The sequence below is a fragment of the Neorhizobium huautlense genome, from assembly GCF_030811685.1.
Lineage (GTDB): Bacteria > Pseudomonadota > Alphaproteobacteria > Rhizobiales > Rhizobiaceae > Neorhizobium > Neorhizobium huautlense_A.
In genome coordinates this window covers 1-18,406 of record NZ_JAUSRF010000002.1, presented here as the reverse complement: position 1 = coordinate 18,406, position 18,406 = coordinate 1, and the positions used below count along the sequence as shown (strand labels likewise).

The window sequence follows — 18,406 nt, the reverse complement described above, 5'->3', positions numbered from 1 at the left end:
TCGCACCGCCTCCCTCCTCCAAACCAGCCTCCTCAGAAGCTGGCCCGGTAAATCCCGAGCACATCCTCGACGCTCATATCGGCCGGATTGTGATCCATCAGCCGGCGAATGGCATGCGCATCGGCCGCAAAGCGCGGCAGGCCCGCTTCGGTAGCGCCGTGTTTTGCCAGCGACATCTCGATGCCGAGGTCGGCACAGAAACGATGCGCCGAAGCGCTCAGATCCGCCTGCGAAAGTCCCTTGCCGAGGCCGAGCGCTTCCGCCACTTCCGCCGTCTTGGCCGATACGACCGGCTGGTTGAAGGCCAGAACATGCGGAAACACGATGGCATTGGCGAGCCCGTGCGGCAGGTGCAGCAGCGTGCCGAGCGGATAGGCGATGGCATGACCGGCCGCCGTATTGACCGGCCCAAGGCAGATACCCCCGTAATAGGAGGCGAGCATCATGCCCTCGCGGGCCTCCCGGTCCGACCCGTCCTTGACGGCGCGGCCCAGAAATTTGCCGACGAGCGAAAAACCCATGCGGGCAAAACCGTCGATCATCGGATGCGCGCGTTTGCTGGTAAACGCCTCGACGCAATGCGCCATGGCATCCACACCTGTCGCAGCGGTGACGGCTGATGGCACCGAATAGGTCAGTTCCGGATCGAGCACGGCGAGATCGGCGATCAGGTACGGGCTTTCGACCGCGATCTTGGCTCCGGAGGCCGGGTCGGTGATCAGCGAACGGATACCGGCTTCCGAGCCGGTACCGGCCGTTGTCGCCACCTGCGCCAGACGGGTCTTGCGGCCCGCGACCTTGTTTGGGCCGGCAACATCGGCAAGCACCTGCTCGCCATCCCAGAGCGCCGCCACCAGCTTGGCGACATCCATGACCGAACCGCCACCGAGACCAACGACGAGATCGGGTTTTGCCGCGCGCGCCGCAGCCAGTGCAGCATCGAGCGTGGCGATTTCCGGCTCGCCGGGAATGGCATCGAACAGAGAAACCTTGCCCGGCAGTTTCAGGCGATCGACAAATCCAGCGGTGATCGGCGTTGCAATCACCAGGGTCGAGGAGACGTCTGCGGCCCAAGGACCGACCTCGCCGATCGTGCCGGCACCGACAATCAGCCGCTTCGGCTGATGCAGGATGATGACGGGAGCGGTGCTCATGCCTTGCCCCCTTTACCGCCAGTCACCAGCTTGCGGGCATAGGCGATGGCTTCCAGCATGTTGCCATGATTGGCGATGCCCTTGCCGGCAATGTCGAAAGCGGTGCCGTGGTCGACCGAGGTGCGGTCGATCGGCAGATCGACGGAAACGTTCACAGCCGTATCGAAAGCGACGAGCTTGATCGGGATATGCCCCTGATCGTGATATTGCGCGACGACCAGATCGAACGCGCCGGAATAGGCGCGGTGGAACACGGTGTCGGCCGAGATCGGACCATAGGCATCGATGCCCTCGGCACGCGCCGCTGCAACGGCCGGAGCGATCTGGTCATCATCCTCGGTGCCGAAAAGACCGTTTTCGCCGCAATGCGGGTTGATACCGGCAACCGCGATGCGCGGGGCGGCATAACCGGTGCGCTTCAGGTGGTCGTTGCCGGCCTTGATCGTTGCCAGAACCCGCTCGGTGGTGGCACGACGGATCGCTTCCTGAAGCGAAACGTGAGTGGAAACGTGGATGACCTTCAGTTTTTCCGATGCCAGCAGCATATAGGCCGCCGCCGATTTCGTCAGGCTGCGCAGCATGCCGGTATGGCCGTCGTAATGGTGGCCGGCAAGGTTGAGTGCTTCCTTGTTGATCGGTGCAGTGACGACGCAGCCGATCACACCGGCCTCGGCATCCCGCACCGCTTTTTCGATGAAACGGAAGGCTGCATCGCCTGCCACCGGCGACAGCGTGCCCCATGGCAGCGGCGCACCTTCGATCGGCAGATCAACGACGTAAGGGGTCAGATCGATATCAACGTTGAGCGCCTTGCGGGCGGCTTCCAGCGTCGGCAGGTTGCCGTAGATGCGGGTATTGGCGCGGTCCGCGTCGCCCATTTCGGCCAGCGCCCGAATCGTGATTTCCGGTCCGACGCCGCACGGGTCACCCATGGTGATGCCAATGATATTGCTCATGATTATTCTCCCGCTTCAGTCTTGGCCCAGCCGGGGGCCAGACGAACATATTTGATGGCGCGCCTGTAATAGGTGTAGGCGATGTGAAGACTGCCGTCGGTGCCTTCCAGCAGCCACGGATAGGACATTTCCTTGTTGTGACCGTCGATGGAATTGTTCGACATGCAGGTGCCCAGACCGTCTTCGATGACGATCCGCTGCGAAAAGCTCTTTGCCCCGTCATCGGACGGGCAGACGGAAACCGGTGCACGCGGCACGCCCCAGATCGGCACGCAGCCGCCATCCGGGTTGGCATCCGGGCGGTCGTCATCCTCGCCCAGCTCGTCGTAAAGCGAAGCCCGGCGGTCGCTCGACATTTCGGCGTTCACCGGATTGCAGATCATCGCGATACGGCCATCCTTGAGGGTGATCGCGGCAACCGAAGAGTTGTTGTTGGGCACATCCGTCGCCTGCGGCACGGACCATGTACGTCCGCCATCGGCGCTTTCGGTGCGATAGACAAAATCGGCCTGACGACGGCGGAAAACCGCCGCCAGCCTGTTCCCGCCGAGCGAGACCGGGCCCATGTGGACGCAGCCGGTCGACTGGTCGAGATCTTCGAGCACCCAGGTCTTGCCCTGATCCTGCGAAATGCCGACCGCGGCGCGGTCATGGCTGCCGTTCCATTTCTGGCCTGGACGCTGGATGCAGCGAAAAATCGGCAGAAGCCATGCGCCGTCTTCGCGTACGACAAGCGGCGCACGAACGAAACAGCCGCGCGGCAGGTCGAGATAGTCGCCCTCGCCCGCAGTCAGTTTGGTCGGGTCGGAAGCATCGCGGAAAACTTCCGCCATGCGGATGCGGCATTCGTCCTGATTGCCGGAAGGCTGCGAGGTATGAAACAGGAACAGCTTTCCGCCCGGAGCAGCAAACAGAACCGGGTTCTGCTCGGAATGTTTCGGGTCAAAGCTCAGCCGCTGCGGTTCGCCCCACTGGTCTGAACCGTCGGCGAGAACAGACGCGAAGACGGAAATGTCCGACTTGCCTTCCAGCGTGCCGCCGAACCAGGCGCAGATCAGCGCGCCGTCATCGGCCAGATGCAGGAAGGATGCATGGTTCTGGATCATCGGCGAGGCCAACATGGCCTCATGTCGTCCGGGGCCAACGGCTTTCACCGTGCCGTTCATGACGGTTGCAATCTGTTCAGGCGTCATCGGGGTCTCCTCTTATCCCCATGAAAATCACCCAAATAACAAAGTTGTCAAGTTTGAAAAATTTGTCGATTTGCCATTGACGATCACATTAATAGACACATGTTATTGAAATTAAATCGTTTTATGAAAGGCAATTTTGTACAAATTGACAGTTCCGAATATTTAATTTGACAAACTTGCAAAGAAATCAGATGGTCTCGATCAGCCCAACAGGCGCCGATCAAGGGACGGAGGCATCCCGGTCGAAGCAAAGGGCCAAGGAGGAATGCCTTCAGACCTCGCGGCTAAGAACAGCTGGCGCGTCATGAACAGCAAGCGGTGCACGTTTGCACCCAGAGGGAGGAGAATGACATGAAGACTTCGAAATTGCTTGGAGCCCTGCTGGGGTCCGTTCTCGCACTCGGCACCGGCATCGCGCCGGCTCAGGCCGCGTCGACAGATATCAAGATCGTCCTGCCGGAAGAAGCCGACCTGCTCGAGCCCTGCATGGCGACCCGCTCCAATATCGGCCGCGTCATCATGGAAAACGTCAGCGAAACGCTGACCGAGCTCGATGTGCGGACCAAGAAGGGCGTCATGCCCCGCCTGGCTGAAAAATGGGAACAGACTGCCGATGGCAGCTGGCGTTTCCATCTGCGTCAGGGCGTCAAATTTTCCGACGGCAAGACATTCGGCGCCAAGGATGTCAAATACTCGTTCGACCGCATTTTCAGCGACAAGAACATCTGCGAATCCCGCCGTTATTTCGGCGGCATGAAGTTCGACGTGAATGTCGTCGATGAAAACACCATCGATTTCAAGGTCGATCCGGTTCAGCCGATCCTGCCGCTGCTTCTGTCGCTCGTTACCATCGTTCCGGAAGGCACGCCGCTGGAATTCGTGCGCGAACCGATCGGCACCGGCCCGTACAAGCTGTCCAACTGGACACCGGGCCAGCAGATCGTTCTCGATGCCCGTGACGATTATTGGGGCACGAAGCCTGCAGTCACCAAGGCAACCTATCTGTTCCGCTCCGACCCGGCCGTTCGCGCCGCCATGGTCCAGGCCGGTGAAGCGGATCTCGCACCGTCGATCTCACAGGTCGAGGCCACCAACGACAAGACCGACTTCTCCTATCTCGACAGCGAGACCGTCTATCTTCGTATCGATGGCAATATCGCGCCGCTCAACGATGTCCGCGTCCGCAAGGCGCTGAACCTTGCCATCGACCGCCAGGCCTTCATCGGTACGCTGGTGCCGCAGGATGCCGTTCTCGCCACCGCTCTGGTGCCGCCGACCACGCTTGGCTGGAACCCGGATGTGAAGGTACCGGCTTTCGATCCGGATCAGGCCAAGAAGCTGCTTGAAGAAGCCAAGGCTGCCGGCGTGCCTGTCGACACCCCGATCACGGTTGTTGCCCGCACGGCCAACTTCCCGAACGTGACGGAAATCATGGAAGCCATCCAGGCACAGTTGCAGGATGTCGGCTTCAAGATCGACCTGAAATTCGTCGAAGTCGCCGAACACGAGGTCTATTACTCGAAGCCGTTCAAGGAAGGCCGTGGCCCGATCATCGTCGCTGCCATGCACGACAATTCCAAGGGTGATCCGTCCTTCACCATGTTCTTCAAGTATGACTCGAAGGGCACCCAGTCCGGTTACTCCGATCCGAAGGTCGATGATCTGATCGCCCGCGCCTCGGCCGCCACCGGTGACGAACGTGCAAAACTGTGGTCGGAACTGATCGCCTATGTCCACGACGATCTCGTCGCCGACGTCGCGCTCTTCCACATGGTCGGTTACTCGCGCGTTTCTGAACGTCTCGACTTCAAGCCCAGCATCGCCACAAACTCCATGCTGCAGCTCTCCGAGATCGGCTTCAAGAACTAACCACCCCAACCTCAGAAGCGATCCCGCACCACAAATACCGGGATCGCCCAAATCGAAGCGAAATGGGCGGCGGCTGCGTCGCCGTCCATTCCAGCAATCGAGGTCACCATGCTCAGTTTCATCCGCAAGCGCGCCTTTGCCAGCCTCATCTCCCTTATCGGGCTGCTGGTCATGGTGTTCTTCCTGTCGCGCCTGACGGGCGACCCGGCATCGCTCTTCCTTCCCGTCGAAGCTTCCGCCGAAATGAAGGCCGAGTTCCGCGCCCTTCACGGTCTAGACCAGCCGCTGCTCGTGCAGTTCGGCCAGTATGTCGGCAACGTTCTGACCGGCGATCTCGGCGAGAGCCTTCGCAAGGCCCGCCCTGCCCTCGACGTCGTGCTCGAAGCCTTCACCTGGACACTCTGGCTCGCCGTCATCACCATGACGCTGGTCACCGTCTGCGCCATCGTCGTCGGTTCGCTCGCCGCCTTCCGCACCGGCGGTTTTTTTGACCGCTTTTCCTCGATGGTTTCGCTGATCGGCGCTTCCGTGCCGGATTTCTGGCTCGCCATCGTCGCCATCGTCGTGTTTGCCATCCAGCTCTCGTGGCTGCCGACGTCGGGCACCGGCTCGCTCGCCCACTGGATATTGCCGATCTGTGTGCTCTTCGTGCGCCCCTTCGGCATCATCGTTCAGGTCGTGCGCGGTTCGATGATCACGGCGCTGTCGTCGGCTTACGTGAAGACGGCCCGCGCCAAGGGCGTCAAATCCGGCCCGATCATTTTTGTCCACGCGCTGCGCAACGCCATGCTGCCGGTCATCACCGTCATCGGCGATCAGGCAGCCAGCCTCCTCAACGGCGCCGTCGTGATCGAAACCATCTTTGGTTTCCCCGGTGTCGGCAAACTGATGATCGACAGCATTTTGCAGCGTGACTTCAACGTCGTGCTGGCGGCGATCCTCGTTACCGCTTTCGCCATCTTCCTCATGAACCTCGTGATCGACCTTGCTTACGCACTCCTCGATCCACGCATCCGCTACTGAGGATCGATATGACCATGGCCATTCAATCCACACCCACCAAAGAAACAATCGCGGAAGAACCGAGCGCTCTGGTGCGCATGGGCCGCATGCTCTGGGCCGACAAGTTCGCCCTCTGTGCCGCGATCTTCCTCGTCTTCGTCATCATCATGGCGATCATCGGCCCGACCCTTCTCGATGACCTCGCCACCAAGCAGAACCTGCGCGGCCGCAACCTTGCGCCCTTCATGTTCGACCGTGAATGGTTCATGTGGCTCGGCGCCGATGCACTCGGCCGCCCGCTCTGGCCGCGCATCATCGTCGCCACGCAGAACACCATCATGGTAGCCGCCGGCGCCGTGCTGATCTCGGCCATCGTCGGCACGCTGCTCGGCCTGATCGCCGGTTTCGCTTCCGAGCGCACCAGCCAGATCATCATGCGTCTCGCCGACGTCATCATGTCCTTCCCGTCGCTGCTGGTCGCGGTGATCGTGCTCTACATCCTCGGCTCCTCCATCATGAACCTCATGCTGGTCCTGTCGATCACCCGTATCCCGGTCTATCTTCGAACGACACGCGCCGAAGTTCTGGAAATCAAGAGCCGCATGTTCGTGCAGGCCGCCAAGGTCATGGGTGCATCGTCGAAACGCATCCTGTTCCGCCACATCCTGCCGGTGGTTCTGCCGACGCTGACCACGCTTGCCACACTCGATTTCGCCTATGTCATGCTGGCGGAAAGCGCGCTCTCCTTCCTCGGCATCGGCATCCAGCCGCCGGAAATCACCTGGGGCCTGATGATTTCTCAGGGCCGTCAGTACCTCACCAATGCCTGGTGGCTGTCCTTCTGGCCGGGTCTGGCGATCATTCTCACCACGCTCTCGCTCAACCTTCTGTCCAACTGGCTGCGTATCGCGCTCGACCCCGTCCAGCGCTGGCGCCTGGAAATGAAAGGACCGAAACATGGCTGATCATCTTCTCGAAGTCCGCAACCTCTCGGTCGATTTTCACACCGCATCGGGTGTTGTGCATGCCGTGCGCAACATCTCCTATTATCTCGACCGTGGCGAAACGCTCGCCATCCTCGGCGAAAGCGGTTCCGGCAAGTCGGTATCGTCCTCGGCGATCATGAACCTGATCGACATGCCGCCGGGAAAAATCTCGTCCGGGGAAATCCTGCTCGACGGCCAGGACCTGTTCAAGATGAGCAGCGAGGCTCGCCGTGAAGTCAATGGCCGCCGCATCGCCATGATCTTTCAGGATCCGCTCAGCCATTTGAACCCGGTCTATACCGTCGGCTGGCAGATGCGCGAGGCGCTAAAAACCCACGGCATCGGCAATGCCAAGGCTCAGGAAGAGGCGCTGCGCCTGTTCAAGCGCGTTGCCCTGCCCGATCCGGAACGCGCGCTCGACAAATACCCGCACGAATTTTCCGGTGGCCAGCGCCAGCGTGTCATGATCGCCATGGCACTTGCGCTCAAACCCGACCTCCTGATCGCCGACGAGCCGACCACGGCTCTCGACGTGACGGTCCAGGCGGAAGTGCTGAACCTGCTGAAAGAGTTGCAGCGCGAAACCGGCATGGGCGTGCTGATCATCACCCACGATCTCGGCGTGGTCTCGGAAGTCGCAGACCGCGTCGTTGTCATGGAAAAGGGCCAGCTTGTCGAAAGCGGCACGGTGCGCGAGGTCTATCACAACCCGCAGCACGCCTATACGAAAAAGCTTATATCAGCCGCGCCCGGCAAGGGCGACATGCACGAGCCGGCAACAGCAGGCGAACCGATCCTCAGCGTCAAGGATGCCCGTAAATTTTACGGCGGCTTCGAAGCTCTGAAAGGCGTTTCATTCGACCTGAAGGCCGGCGAAACCGTTGCTGTCGTCGGCGAAAGCGGCTCCGGCAAATCGACGCTTGCCCGCATCCTTCTGCGTCTCGAAGAGGCCGATGGCGGCACGGCAAAATGGAAGGGTAAAGACCTTTTCACCATGTCTCCGGGCGAACTGTTCAAGCTGCGCCGTGACCTGCAGATGGTGTTTCAGGACCCCACCCAGTCGCTCAATCCGCGCATGACGGTCTACCAGCTGATTTCCGAGGCCTGGGTCATCCACCCGGAAATCCTGCCCAAGGCGAAATGGCGCGAACGTGTCGCCGAACTGCTGGGTCAGGTCGGCCTTTCCGCTGAACATATGGGCCGGTATCCGCACCAGTTCTCCGGCGGCCAGCGCCAGCGTATCGCCATTGCCCGTGCGCTTGCGCTCGAACCGAAACTGATCGTCTGTGACGAGGCCGTCTCGGCGCTCGACGTTTCGGTGCAGGCACAGGTGATCACGCTTCTCGACAAGCTGCGCAAGGAGATGGGCATCGCCTTCATCTTCATCGCCCACGATCTCCCGCTGGTGCGCGATTTTGCCGATTACGTGATGGTCATGCAGAAGGGCGAAGTGGTCGAATTCGGCACCGTCGCGCAGGTCTTCGACAACCCGCAAAAACCCTACACGCAGGCCCTTCTCGCCGCCAGCCTCGATCCCGACCCGGATGTGCAGGCCGCCAACCGCAATGCGCGCCTAGCCAGCGCTTCCTGATCTGATTACCGGAGTAGAATGATGACCAAAAAAGCTTTTGTCGCGATCGTGACATGCTTCAACGACGACGAAACCATCAATTACGAAGCGACCCGCGCGCAGGTGCGCCGTCAGGTGGCGGCCGGCAACAACATCATGTGCGCCGGCACCAATGGCGATTTTTCCGCCCTCACCTTCGGCGAGAAGGTCAAGCTGCTGGAAGAAGTCGTTGATGAAGTCGGCGGCAAGGTCGATGTCATCGTCAATGCCGGCATGCCGGCCACATTCGAGACGCTGCAGCTGGCCAAGGAATTCGACCGCATCGGCGTCACGGGCATTGCCGTCATCACGCCCTTCTTCATCGCCTGCACGCAGGATGGCCTGATCCGCCATTTTTCGACCGTCGCCGATGCCGTCAACACGCCGGTCTATCTCTACGACATCCCGGCCCGCACCCAGAACCACATCGAGCCGGAAACCGCGCGCAAGCTTGCCACCCACGGCAACATCGCCGGCATCAAGGATTCCGGCGGCGCGCAGGAAACGCTGGCCGCCTATCTGCAGGTCTCCAAGGACGTCGAAGGTTTTGAAGTCTATTCCGGCCCGGACCATCTCGTCCTGTGGTCGTTGCAGAACGGCGCCGCCGGCTGCATTTCAGGCCTCGGCAATGCCATGCCGGATGTTCTGGCCGGCATCGTCGGCGGCTTCAACTCGGGCAATATCGCCGAGGCCGAACGCCAGCAGGACATCTACACCGCCTTCCGCACCGACCTCTACCAGCACGGTTTCCCGCCGGCCATGGTCAAGCGTGCGCTCTACCTGCAGGATAATTCCGTTGGCGCCAGCCGCCAGCCGGCCCTGCTGCCGAATGCCGAGCAGGATGCCAAGATCGGCGAGACGCTGAAGAAGTTCGGCCTGCTGTAATCAGCTGGACGAGACCCAAAGAAAAAGGCGCTGCGAAGAAATCCGCGGCGCCTTTTTTGTTCTCAGTTTTTGCTTGCCGTCCTCTTCGGGCTTGTCCCGAGCATGACGACAAGCAATAGTGTCAGGCAGCGCTCGCCTTCTTCGCAGCAATACGCGCCCGGATGGATTCCACGTCGGACTTCGGCGTCGCCTTGAACAGAGTCTGGGTGTATTCGTGCTTCGGGTTCGAAAACACCTCGTCGCGCGTGCCGTATTCGACCGCTTCGCCAAAATACATCACCATCACCTCGTCGGCGATGTAACGCACGACCGAAAGATCGTGACTGATGAAGACGTAAGTCAGGTTGAACTCGTCCTGCAGGTCGGCAAGCAGGTTGAGAACCTGTGCTTGCACCGAAAGGTCGAGCGCCGAAACCGGCTCGTCCAGCACCAGCAGCTTCGGGTTCATCATCAGCGCGCGCGCAATGGCGATACGCTGGCGCTGACCGCCGGAGAACATATGCGGATAACGGTTGTAGTGTTCCGGACCGAGACCGACCTTGATCAGCATTTCGGTGGCGCGGTTGCGACGCTCGGCAGCCGACAGGTCGGTGTTGATCGCCAGCGGTTCCCCCAGAACATCGCCGATTTTTTGACGCGGGTTCAGAGAGCCGTAGGGGTTCTGGAAGATGATCTGCACCTTCTGGCGCATGTCAGAGGTCAGGTGGCCCGGACGCGTGTCCATCTTCTTGCCGTCGATGATCAGGTCACCGGAGGTCGGCTCATCGATGAAGGTGATCATGCGCGCCAGCGTGGACTTGCCACAGCCGCTCTCGCCGACGATTGCCAGCGTCTTGCCGCGTTCCAGCTTGAAGGACACGCCCTTTACGGCATGCAGCGTCTTTTTCGGCTTCATGAAGCCACCCGGCAGTTCGTAATCGCGCTTGATGTCGCGGACTTCGAGCATGGTGTCAGTGGTCTTGATATCGCTCATGCCGATGCTCCTGCAGAAGGTGCCGGTTCCGGATTGCCGTCAAAGAAGGCGGAAACCGTGGTCAGGCGATCGCCGGTGGCGTTTTCCGGCAGGGCCGCCAGCAGCGCCTTGGTATAGTTGCTCTGCGGGTTTTCGAAGAGGGAAAGCACATCGGCCTCCTCCATCTTGCGGCCCTTGTACTGCACGACAACGCGGTCGGCGGTTTCGGCCACGACACCCATATCGTGAGTGATCATGATCAAGCCCATGCCGGTGCGTGCCTGCAGGTCCATGATCAGATCGAGGATCTGCTTCTGGATGGTCACGTCGAGAGCGGTTGTCGGCTCGTCGGCGATCAGCAGTTTCGGGTCACAGGCAATCGCGATGGCGATCATCACGCGCTGGCACTGGCCACCCGACATCTGGTGCGGGAAGGCATGCATGCGCTCTTCCGCATTGGGCAGGCCGACCAGCTTGAACAGCTCGATGGCGCGGGCGCGGCGGGCCTTCTTGTCGAGGCCGAGATGGATGCGCAGAACTTCCTCGATCTGGAAGCCCACCGTGAAACACGGGTTGAGGCTGGCGATCGGCTCCTGGAAGATCATGGCGATATCCTTGCCGATCAGCTTGCGCCGTTCGGAGCCGCTGAGCTTCTGGATATCCTGGCCTTCGAACAGCATACGGTCGGCAGTGATCTTTGCCGTTGCCGGCAGAAGACCCATGACGGCCAGCATCGAAACGGACTTGCCGGAGCCGGATTCACCGACGATGGCAAGAACTTCGGCCTTGTCGACCTTGATGGAAACGCCATCGACGGCGCGGAACCAGCCGGTCGAGGTTTCGAATTCGACGGTGAGATTATCGATTTGCAAGAGCGACATGATCAGGACCTCTTCAGCTTCGGATCAAGCGCATCGCGCAGGCCGTCGCCCATCAGGTTGATGGCAAGAACGGTGATGAGGATTGCAAGCCCCGGGAAGGTGACGACCCACCAGGCGCGCAGGATGAATTCGCGGGCTTCGGCCAGCATCGTGCCCCATTCAGGAGACGGCGGCTGCACGCCCATGCCGAGGAAGCCGAGAGCGGCCAGATCGAGAATGGCGTTCGAAAACGACATCGTCGCCTGCACGATCAGCGGCGCGGTGCAGTTCGGCAGGATGGTGCGGAACATCAGACGCAGCGGGCTTGCACCGGCGATGCGGGCAGCTGTCACGTAGTCACGCGACTTTTCGGCCATCACGGCGGCACGTGTCAGGCGCACGAAATGCGGCTGCAGGGTGACAGCGATGGCGATCATGGCGCTGTTCAGACCGGCGCCGAGAATGGTGACGAGCACAAGCGCCAGAAGCAGCGACGGGATGGCGAGGATCATGTCCATCAGGCGCATGATGATCGTGTCGACCCAGCCACGGTAATAACCGGCGATGACACCGACGATGATGCCGGCGGCCAGCGACAGCGTGGTGACGACGAGACCGACGAACAGCGAATATTGCGCGCCATAGATCAGGCGCGAAAGGATGTCGCGGCCGATCGGATCGGTGCCGAGAATAAAGGTCCAGCTGCCGCCTTCGACCCATGCCGGCGGCTTCAGCACGGCATCACGATACTGTTCGAACGGCGAATGCGGCGCGATCAGCGATGCGAAGATCGCAACGAGAACCAGCGCGACGAAAACGTAGAGGCCGATGACGGCACCACGGTTTTCGGAAAAGTAGAACCAGAACTCCTTGAGCATCTGGCGGCGCATCTGGGCGCTGGAGACGGGCTCCGCGGCCTTTTGTGTGAGAGTGGCGTCGGCCATGGGATTTTGCTCCTTCTTAGTGGCGAATACGCGGATTGACGAGACCATAGAGCAGGTCGACGATCAGGTTGACGGTCATGATGATCGCGGCGATCAGCAAGAGGCCACCCTGGATGACGGCATAGTCACGGCGGAAGACGCTATCGAGGATCCACTTGCCGATACCCGGCCAGGAGAAGATCGTCTCGGTCAGGATGGCGCCGGCAAGCATCACGCCCACCTGCAGGCCGACCGTGGTGACGACCGGGATCATCGCATTGCGCAGCGCATGGACGCCAATGACGCGGAACGGCGACAGACCTTTCGCACGGGCGGTGCGGACATAGTCTTCCGACAGAACTTCCAGCATGGCGGAGCGCGTCTGGCGGGCGATGACGGCCAGCGGAATGGTCGAAAGCACGATCGACGGCAGCGCCAGATGGCTGAGCGCCGAGGCAAATGCGCCCTTCTGGCCCGAGATGAGGCTATCGATCAGCATGAAGCCGGTGACCTGCGGGAAATAGAACATCAGCGAGATGCGGCCCGTGACCGGGAACCATTGCAGGATACCGGAGAACAGGATGATGAGAAGCAGGCCCCACCAGAAGATCGGCATGGAATAACCGACCAGCGCGATGCCCATCAGGCCCTGATCGAAGATCGATCCACGCTTGACGGCGGCGATGATGCCGGCCGGAATGCCGAGCGCGACCGCGATGATGATGGCACAGAAGGACAGTTCGACGGTCGCTGGGAACAGCGTCAGGAACTGGTCGAGAACCGGCTTCTTGGACACGATCGAGGTGCCGAAGTCACCGGTCAGAACGCCGCCGAGATAGTCGAAATACTGGATGACGATCGGCCGGTCCATGCCGAGCTGCGCGGAAATCTGCGCATGGCGCTCCGGCGACATGACGCGCTCACCCGAAAGAAGCGCGACCGGATCGCCCGGAAGGAGGCGGATGAACGAGAACGCGATAATGGAGACCCCGATGAACGTCGGGATCAGGACGGCGAGGCGCCGCAGAAGGAAGCCAAACATTTTAAGCCTTTGCGGAAAGGGGGCGGACCGGATTCATGTTTATTGTCAAGCCATGCATCAGGCCATTTCGGCGTCACCGCCATATTTTTGGGCATCTCATAAGAAAATGCCGCGGGAAACGCAATGTCTCCCGCGGCAAAAAGTTGTCAAACTGCCAGATTACTCGGCGATATCGACGGCTTCGAAGGTGAAGTCACCGAGCGGGCTCTGGGTGAAGCCGGTTACGCCCTTGCGCATCGGAACGACGGACAGGGAGTGGTCGATGGTCGCCCAGGGAGCTTCCTTCTTGAAGATGACCTGCGCCTGCTCATAAAGCTTCGTGCGCTCTTCCTGGTCGGACGTGATCTTGGCCTTCTTCACGAGGGCGTCGAATTCCTGGTTGCACCACTGCGCGCGGTTGTTGCCGCCGACGGCATCGCAGCCGAGCAGTGTATCGAGGAAGTTGTCCGGATCGCCATTGTCGCCGGTCCAGCCGAGCATGGCGGCGCCGTCACGGTCCTTCGCCTTGGAACGGTCAAGATATTCGGCCCATTCGTAGGACACGATCTCGACCTTGACGCCGATCTTGGCAAAGTCGTCCTGCATGATTTCAGCGGCGCGACGTGCGTTCAGCATGTACGGACGCGAAACCGGCATGGCCCAGATCTTCATCGACAGATCCTTGACGCCTGCTTCTTCGAGCATCTTCTTGGCGGCATCGAGGTCGTACGTGTCGTCCTTGGTCTCGTTGTTATAGGACCACATGGTCGGCGGGATCGGGTTGATTGCCGGTGTCGCCATGCCCTGGAAGACGGCATCGACGATAGCCTGCTTGTTGATCGCCTTGTTGAGAGCGATACGAACTTCCGGCTTGTCGAACGGGGCCTGCGTGGTGTTGTAGGCGAGGTAGGCGATGTTGAGGCCTTCCTGCTCGAGAACCTGCAGGTTCTCGTCAGCCTTCATGGCCTGCACGTCGGCAGCGTTCGGGTAAGGCATCAGGTGGCATTCGCCGGCCTTGAGCTTCTGGTAACGAACGGCAGCGTCGGTGGTGATCGCGAAGACCAGATCGTCGATCTTCGGAGCGGTGCCCCAGTAATCGGCGTTCTTCTTGTAGCGGATGATGGCATCCTGCTGGTAGGCGACGAAGGTGAACGGACCGGTGCCGACCGGCTGCTGGTTCAGCTGTTCCTTGGTGCCGGCCTTTTCGAGGCTGTCGGCATATTCCTTCGACAGGATCGAAGCGAACGGCATCGCGATGTTGGCAAGGAACGGCGCTTCCTGACGGTTGAGCGTGATCTTGACGGTCAGGTCATCGACCTTCTCGATCGACTTGATCAGCTTCGGGAAACCCATGCCCTCGGCATATTCCCAGCTGCCGCCGGTGATGTATTTGTTCCAGGCGTTCTTTTCGTCGATCTGGCGACCGAGCGAGAAGATGACGTCGTCAGCGTTGAAATCGCGGGTCGGGGTGAAGAAATCCGTGGTCTGGAACTTTACGCCCGAACGGAGCTTGAACGTGTAGACCGTACCATCCTCAGAAATCTCCCAGCTCTCGGCAAGGCCGGCTTCCGGCTGCGTGGTGCCCGGCTTGAATTCCAGCAGGCGGCTGTAGATCGGATGGCCCGAGGCATCGAAGGTCGTGCCGGCGGTGTAGAGACCCGGATCGAAACCTTCCGGCGAACCTTCAGAGCAATAAACGAAGGTCTTGGCCGCTGCGGCGGTCGAAAACATTGGCAGCGCGGCCAGTGCAAGTGCGGCGATAAGCGCGCGTTTCATGGAAAACTCCCCTTTTGTGACTTCTTGCCTCTGAGGCACCCCAGAGACAAACACCCGGATCGAAGCCGTGGTGTGTCCTCTTACCTTCCCCTGGTGCCAGTGCTTTGAGTCGGTGCGACAGATACAGAACTGTAGGCGGGGGTTGTCAACACACAATCGCGGAGTTGGCAGTCCTGCCGCAAGATTTACGTTAATGTATCATGTCATTTGCCAAAGCAGATGCCGGTTTGATCGGCATTCGCACCGAATTTGCTCAGCGCCACAACTAATTAAGGGCAAGCTTCAACAGAAGTGACCAAACAAGACCGGCAGGTCTTGTCTCGTATCATCACCTATTGTTCCGCAGCATGGTTGAGATTGGCGATCAGCCGGTTGATGGTCGACAGCATATCGTCCCCCTCCTCGCCATCCACCGCAGCCGCCCGCGCGATACATTGCATGACCGCCTCCGACTTCGCCTCCAGCGCCCTGCCCTCGTCGGTCAAAAAAATGTCGACGCGACGTTCATCATCGGCGCGCCTGGCTTTTTTCACCAGTCCCATGAGGCTCAGCCGTTTGAGAAGTGGTGTCACCGTACCGGAATCGAGGCCCAGCCTTTCGGAAATCTCACCGACGGAAAGACTGCCCTCACTCCACAGAAGACGCATGGTCAGGAATTGCGGATAGGTCAGCCCCAAAGGCTCAAGTGCCTGACGATACACACGATTAAAGGCCTGCTCTGCCTTGTAGACGGCGAAACAGAGCATCTGGTCGAGGCCGATCTGCGCGGCCGTTTTTTCGGTCGTAGACATGGAAGAAAGATAAATGGTGCGCAATCCAATTGCAAGACATTGACATCGGCCACACGGCAAACTATATTGTGCACAATAGATTTGCGAGCAATACAAAAACGATCCGTGACGAAGTCACTCAACCAAGGAGAAGACCTATGTCTGTTGATGCAAAATACAAGGTAAGCGCAACGGCCCATGGCGGCGGCCGCGATGGCAAGACCGCGCTGGATGACGGCACACTGGCGCTGCAGCTGGTTGTTCCGAAGGAACTGGGCGGTCCAGGCGGCGATGGCGCCAACCCTGAAAAACTCTTTGCGCTTGGTTATTCGGCCTGCTTCCTCGGCGCGCTTCGTGTCGGTGCCCAGCAGTTGAAGACCAAGGTTCCGGAAGGTTCCACCGTCGGCGCCACGATCGGTATCGGCCCGCGCTCGGAAGGCGGTTTTGGCATCACTGCAGCACTTGACGTCTATCTGCCGGGCCTCTCGGAAGAAGATGCGCAGAAGCTGGTCGAAGTGACCCACGACATCTGCCCCTATTCCAACGCCATCAAGGCCAGCGTCGACGTCGGTTTCACCGTTCGTACGTAAAGACACCAGGTAACACGGGCGGTTCCGTCGCCCGCAAGCCGGTCATCCTCCGCCGGGATGGCCGGCTTTTTCGTGTCTGCATCATTCCTTGCAAGCGCACAGACGCCTTCAGGCACGCTCGCCGGCGGCTTTCGGTCTTGCCGGCAATTCCTGTGCCGCTGCGACCTGCTCCCTGGATAGATCGCCACTGAGGACGCTGCGATTGCGCCCACCCGCCTTGGCGAGGTAAAGCGCCGTATCCGCCGCCGCCACCACATGCGGCGGCTCCTGCCCATCGCCATTGTCGGCAATGCCGATGCTCACGGTTACCCGCACGAACTGGCCACCTGCCTCGACGGAAAGTCCGGCGACCGCCTGACGGATTGTCTCTGCCAGCTTCAGCCCATCCCGTGACGGCGCGCCGGGCACAAGAGCGACAAATTCCTCCCCACCCAGCCGAAAGGCCCGCCCCCTGCCACCCAGCGTCTCCGAGACGCAGGCTGCGATGGCTTTCAGAACGATGTCGCCGGCATCATGGCCATGGGTATCGTTGATATTCTTGAAGTGATCGACATCGATCACCAGAATGGAAAAGGGAGAGGTCTTGCCGGAGAGCGCGGCCGTGGCTTCATAAAAAGCCCGTTTGTTGGCAAGCGAGGTCAGGGCATCGGTATAGGCCTGTTCCTGCCAGAGGCGCGCTTCGCTCAGATGGCGCATCTCGCGGTCGATGAACGTGCCGAGGATCAGCGCTGCGGCGAGTGATCCGACAAGTGTCGCCGGATAGGTCTGAAGGAACAGCGACACACCCTGCCCCGAAGCTACGAAAAGCAACAGAAGTGCCAGAGCGGAAACGATCAGGCCAAGCAGAAGAAGACTGCCGATCGACATGCCGAGCCGCGGATAAACGAAAAACCGCCAGCCGAGCCCGACCACGCCCGCGCAAAGCGAAGGCCGGAGGGCCTGCCCGACGCCGAGATCCGTGAGCTCCATGTGACCGACAAGCGCGATCAGGGCGGCCACCAGATACGGCACGACACCACCGAAAGCGGCTGCGAAGGCCAGAAACAGCGAGCGCCCGTTGATCACGGTACCATCCGGCAGCACCATCGGCATCATCATGGCGATGCAGGCCGCAGCGGCAAACGGCAGGCCGAGAACAAAACCTTTAAGCAAAGGAGGCAGATTGAGCCGTTCGGTACTCCCCAGACACATGGCGACAAGCGCCATAAGGCCGATGATATTGAGAAGAAGGGGAAGCAGAGACATGCGCAGACCTGTTGAATTCGGTCAGACACATAGTGCTTATGTAAAAAGGTACGGTTAACGACGGATGTGAGAAGCTGTAGCACCGATGCGCCGGCCGTGCCGGTCACGCTGCCCCCTCCCCTCTTCTGGGTCAGAAGTTCGACAGACAGTTTTACGCGCTCGAATGGCGGGTATCCGGATTTGATTTGAGCGTTACTATTTGTTTGTTTCGGGAGATTTGGTTGCGGGGGCAGGATTTGAACCTGCGGCCTTCAGGTTATGAGCCTGACGAGCTACCGGGCTGCTCCACCCCGCGACGAGCACAAACGGAAGGTTTGTGCGAGTTGCCAACGCGAAGGCGTTGGCTGACTGCCGGAGCAACGAGCGCAGCTCGTTGTCTCCTGTAAGGTGGGCACCGGCTTGAGCCTGTGAGCCATCCTTATTCGTTTTTGTTTCTGCTTTTCCCACAAACGACGAAGGGTCGCTTTGGGCGACCCTTGGTGTTTGGCCAGGGGCCGTTGTTTTCGTGCTGAGAAGATTTCATTGCCTTTAAAAGACCTGGCAGCGACCTACTCTCCCGCGTCTTAAGACGGAGTACCATTGGCGCTGGGGCGTTTCACGGCCGTGTTCGGAATG

Annotated in this window: 16 protein-coding genes, 1 tRNA gene and 1 rRNA gene; 6 read left to right on the top strand and 12 right to left on the bottom strand. The window is 60.2% G+C overall.

Annotation, left to right across the window (positions count from 1 at the left end):
• Positions 1 to 32: 32 nt before the first annotated feature.
• The 3 genes from J2T09_RS02730 to J2T09_RS02720 are packed head-to-tail and all read right to left on the bottom strand — an operon-like array spanning position 33 to position 3,303.
• Positions 33 to 1,154: an iron-containing alcohol dehydrogenase gene (locus J2T09_RS02730; protein ID WP_306830846.1), complete on the bottom strand. Its 1,122-nt coding sequence runs from the start codon at positions 1,152 to 1,154 to the stop codon at positions 33 to 35.
• A complete protein-coding gene (gene pdxA, locus J2T09_RS02725) occupies positions 1,151 to 2,110 on the bottom strand; it encodes a 4-hydroxythreonine-4-phosphate dehydrogenase PdxA (protein WP_306830844.1) in 960 nt (319 codons plus the stop codon). Before pdxA ends, J2T09_RS02730 begins: the two co-directional genes overlap by 4 nt.
• Positions 2,111 to 2,112: 2 nt before the next feature.
• The gene (locus J2T09_RS02720) at positions 2,113 to 3,303 is read right to left on the bottom strand and encodes a sialidase family protein (protein WP_306830842.1); all 1,191 of its coding nucleotides are present in this window, start codon (positions 3,301 to 3,303) and stop codon (positions 2,113 to 2,115) included.
• 351 nt (positions 3,304 to 3,654) lie between these two features.
• Between J2T09_RS02720 and J2T09_RS02715 the strand changes: the two genes are divergently transcribed.
• The 5 genes from J2T09_RS02715 to J2T09_RS02695 all read left to right on the top strand — a co-directional run bounded on the left by J2T09_RS02715 (position 3,655) and on the right by J2T09_RS02695 (position 9,654).
• Positions 3,655 to 5,172, top strand: coding sequence for an ABC transporter substrate-binding protein (locus J2T09_RS02715; RefSeq protein WP_306830840.1), 1,518 nt, complete (start codon positions 3,655 to 3,657; stop codon positions 5,170 to 5,172).
• A gap of 108 nt (positions 5,173 to 5,280) precedes the next feature.
• Positions 5,281 to 6,195 carry an ABC transporter permease gene (locus tag J2T09_RS02710; protein WP_112502293.1) on the top strand — a complete coding sequence of 305 codons (915 nt, stop codon included), beginning with the start codon at positions 5,281 to 5,283 and terminating at the stop codon, positions 6,193 to 6,195.
• Between the two features lie 14 nt (positions 6,196 to 6,209).
• On the top strand, positions 6,210 to 7,139 hold the full coding sequence (locus J2T09_RS02705; protein WP_306830837.1) for an ABC transporter permease: 930 nt from the start codon (positions 6,210 to 6,212) through the stop codon (positions 7,137 to 7,139).
• Positions 7,132 to 8,751, top strand: a complete 1,620-nt coding sequence (locus tag J2T09_RS02700; protein ID WP_306830835.1) for an ABC transporter ATP-binding protein — start codon at positions 7,132 to 7,134, stop codon at positions 8,749 to 8,751. The genes J2T09_RS02705 and J2T09_RS02700 overlap by 8 nt, the downstream gene beginning before the upstream one ends.
• 21 nt (positions 8,752 to 8,772) lie before the next feature.
• Positions 8,773 to 9,654 carry a dihydrodipicolinate synthase family protein gene (locus J2T09_RS02695; RefSeq protein WP_306830833.1) on the top strand — a complete coding sequence of 294 codons (882 nt, stop codon included), beginning with the start codon at positions 8,773 to 8,775 and terminating at the stop codon, positions 9,652 to 9,654.
• Between the two features lie 121 nt (positions 9,655 to 9,775).
• Here J2T09_RS02695 and J2T09_RS02690 read toward each other — a convergent pair whose 3' ends face one another.
• The 6 genes from J2T09_RS02690 to J2T09_RS02665 all read right to left on the bottom strand — a co-directional run bounded on the left by J2T09_RS02690 (position 9,776) and on the right by J2T09_RS02665 (position 15,977).
• On the bottom strand, positions 9,776 to 10,627 hold the full coding sequence (locus J2T09_RS02690) for a dipeptide ABC transporter ATP-binding protein (protein ID WP_306830831.1): 852 nt from the start codon (positions 10,625 to 10,627) through the stop codon (positions 9,776 to 9,778).
• A complete protein-coding gene (locus J2T09_RS02685; protein WP_306830829.1) occupies positions 10,624 to 11,487 on the bottom strand; it encodes an ABC transporter ATP-binding protein in 864 nt (287 codons plus the stop codon). The genes J2T09_RS02690 and J2T09_RS02685 overlap by 4 nt, the downstream gene beginning before the upstream one ends.
• A gap of 2 nt (positions 11,488 to 11,489) precedes the next feature.
• Positions 11,490 to 12,410 (bottom strand): ABC transporter permease subunit, encoded by a 921-nt coding sequence (locus J2T09_RS02680; protein WP_306830826.1) that lies wholly within the window; start codon positions 12,408 to 12,410, stop codon positions 11,490 to 11,492.
• Between the two features lie 16 nt (positions 12,411 to 12,426).
• Positions 12,427 to 13,431 carry an ABC transporter permease subunit gene (locus tag J2T09_RS02675; protein WP_306830824.1) on the bottom strand — a complete coding sequence of 335 codons (1,005 nt, stop codon included), beginning with the start codon at positions 13,429 to 13,431 and terminating at the stop codon, positions 12,427 to 12,429.
• 159 nt (positions 13,432 to 13,590) lie between these two features.
• A complete protein-coding gene (locus J2T09_RS02670; protein ID WP_306830823.1) occupies positions 13,591 to 15,186 on the bottom strand; it encodes an ABC transporter substrate-binding protein in 1,596 nt (531 codons plus the stop codon).
• A gap of 332 nt (positions 15,187 to 15,518) precedes the next feature.
• Positions 15,519 to 15,977: a MarR family winged helix-turn-helix transcriptional regulator gene (locus tag J2T09_RS02665; protein ID WP_306830821.1), complete on the bottom strand. Its 459-nt coding sequence runs from the start codon at positions 15,975 to 15,977 to the stop codon at positions 15,519 to 15,521.
• A 137-nt stretch (positions 15,978 to 16,114) separates the two neighbouring features.
• Between J2T09_RS02665 and J2T09_RS02660 the strand changes: the two genes are divergently transcribed.
• Positions 16,115 to 16,546 (top strand): organic hydroperoxide resistance protein, encoded by a 432-nt coding sequence (locus tag J2T09_RS02660; RefSeq protein WP_306830819.1) that lies wholly within the window; start codon positions 16,115 to 16,117, stop codon positions 16,544 to 16,546.
• Positions 16,547 to 16,654: 108 nt separating this feature from the next.
• On the opposite strand, the gene J2T09_RS02655 is transcribed toward J2T09_RS02660, so the two are convergent.
• From J2T09_RS02655 to rrf, 3 genes are all read right to left on the bottom strand, one after another.
• Positions 16,655 to 17,791 carry a GGDEF domain-containing protein gene (locus J2T09_RS02655; RefSeq protein WP_306830817.1) on the bottom strand — a complete coding sequence of 379 codons (1,137 nt, stop codon included), beginning with the start codon at positions 17,789 to 17,791 and terminating at the stop codon, positions 16,655 to 16,657.
• 218 nt (positions 17,792 to 18,009) lie between these two features.
• Positions 18,010 to 18,086 (bottom strand) — tRNA-Met (locus J2T09_RS02650).
• A gap of 240 nt (positions 18,087 to 18,326) precedes the next feature.
• Positions 18,327 to 18,406: ribosomal RNA gene (gene rrf, locus J2T09_RS27710) — 5S ribosomal RNA — on the bottom strand; the annotation flags it as partial.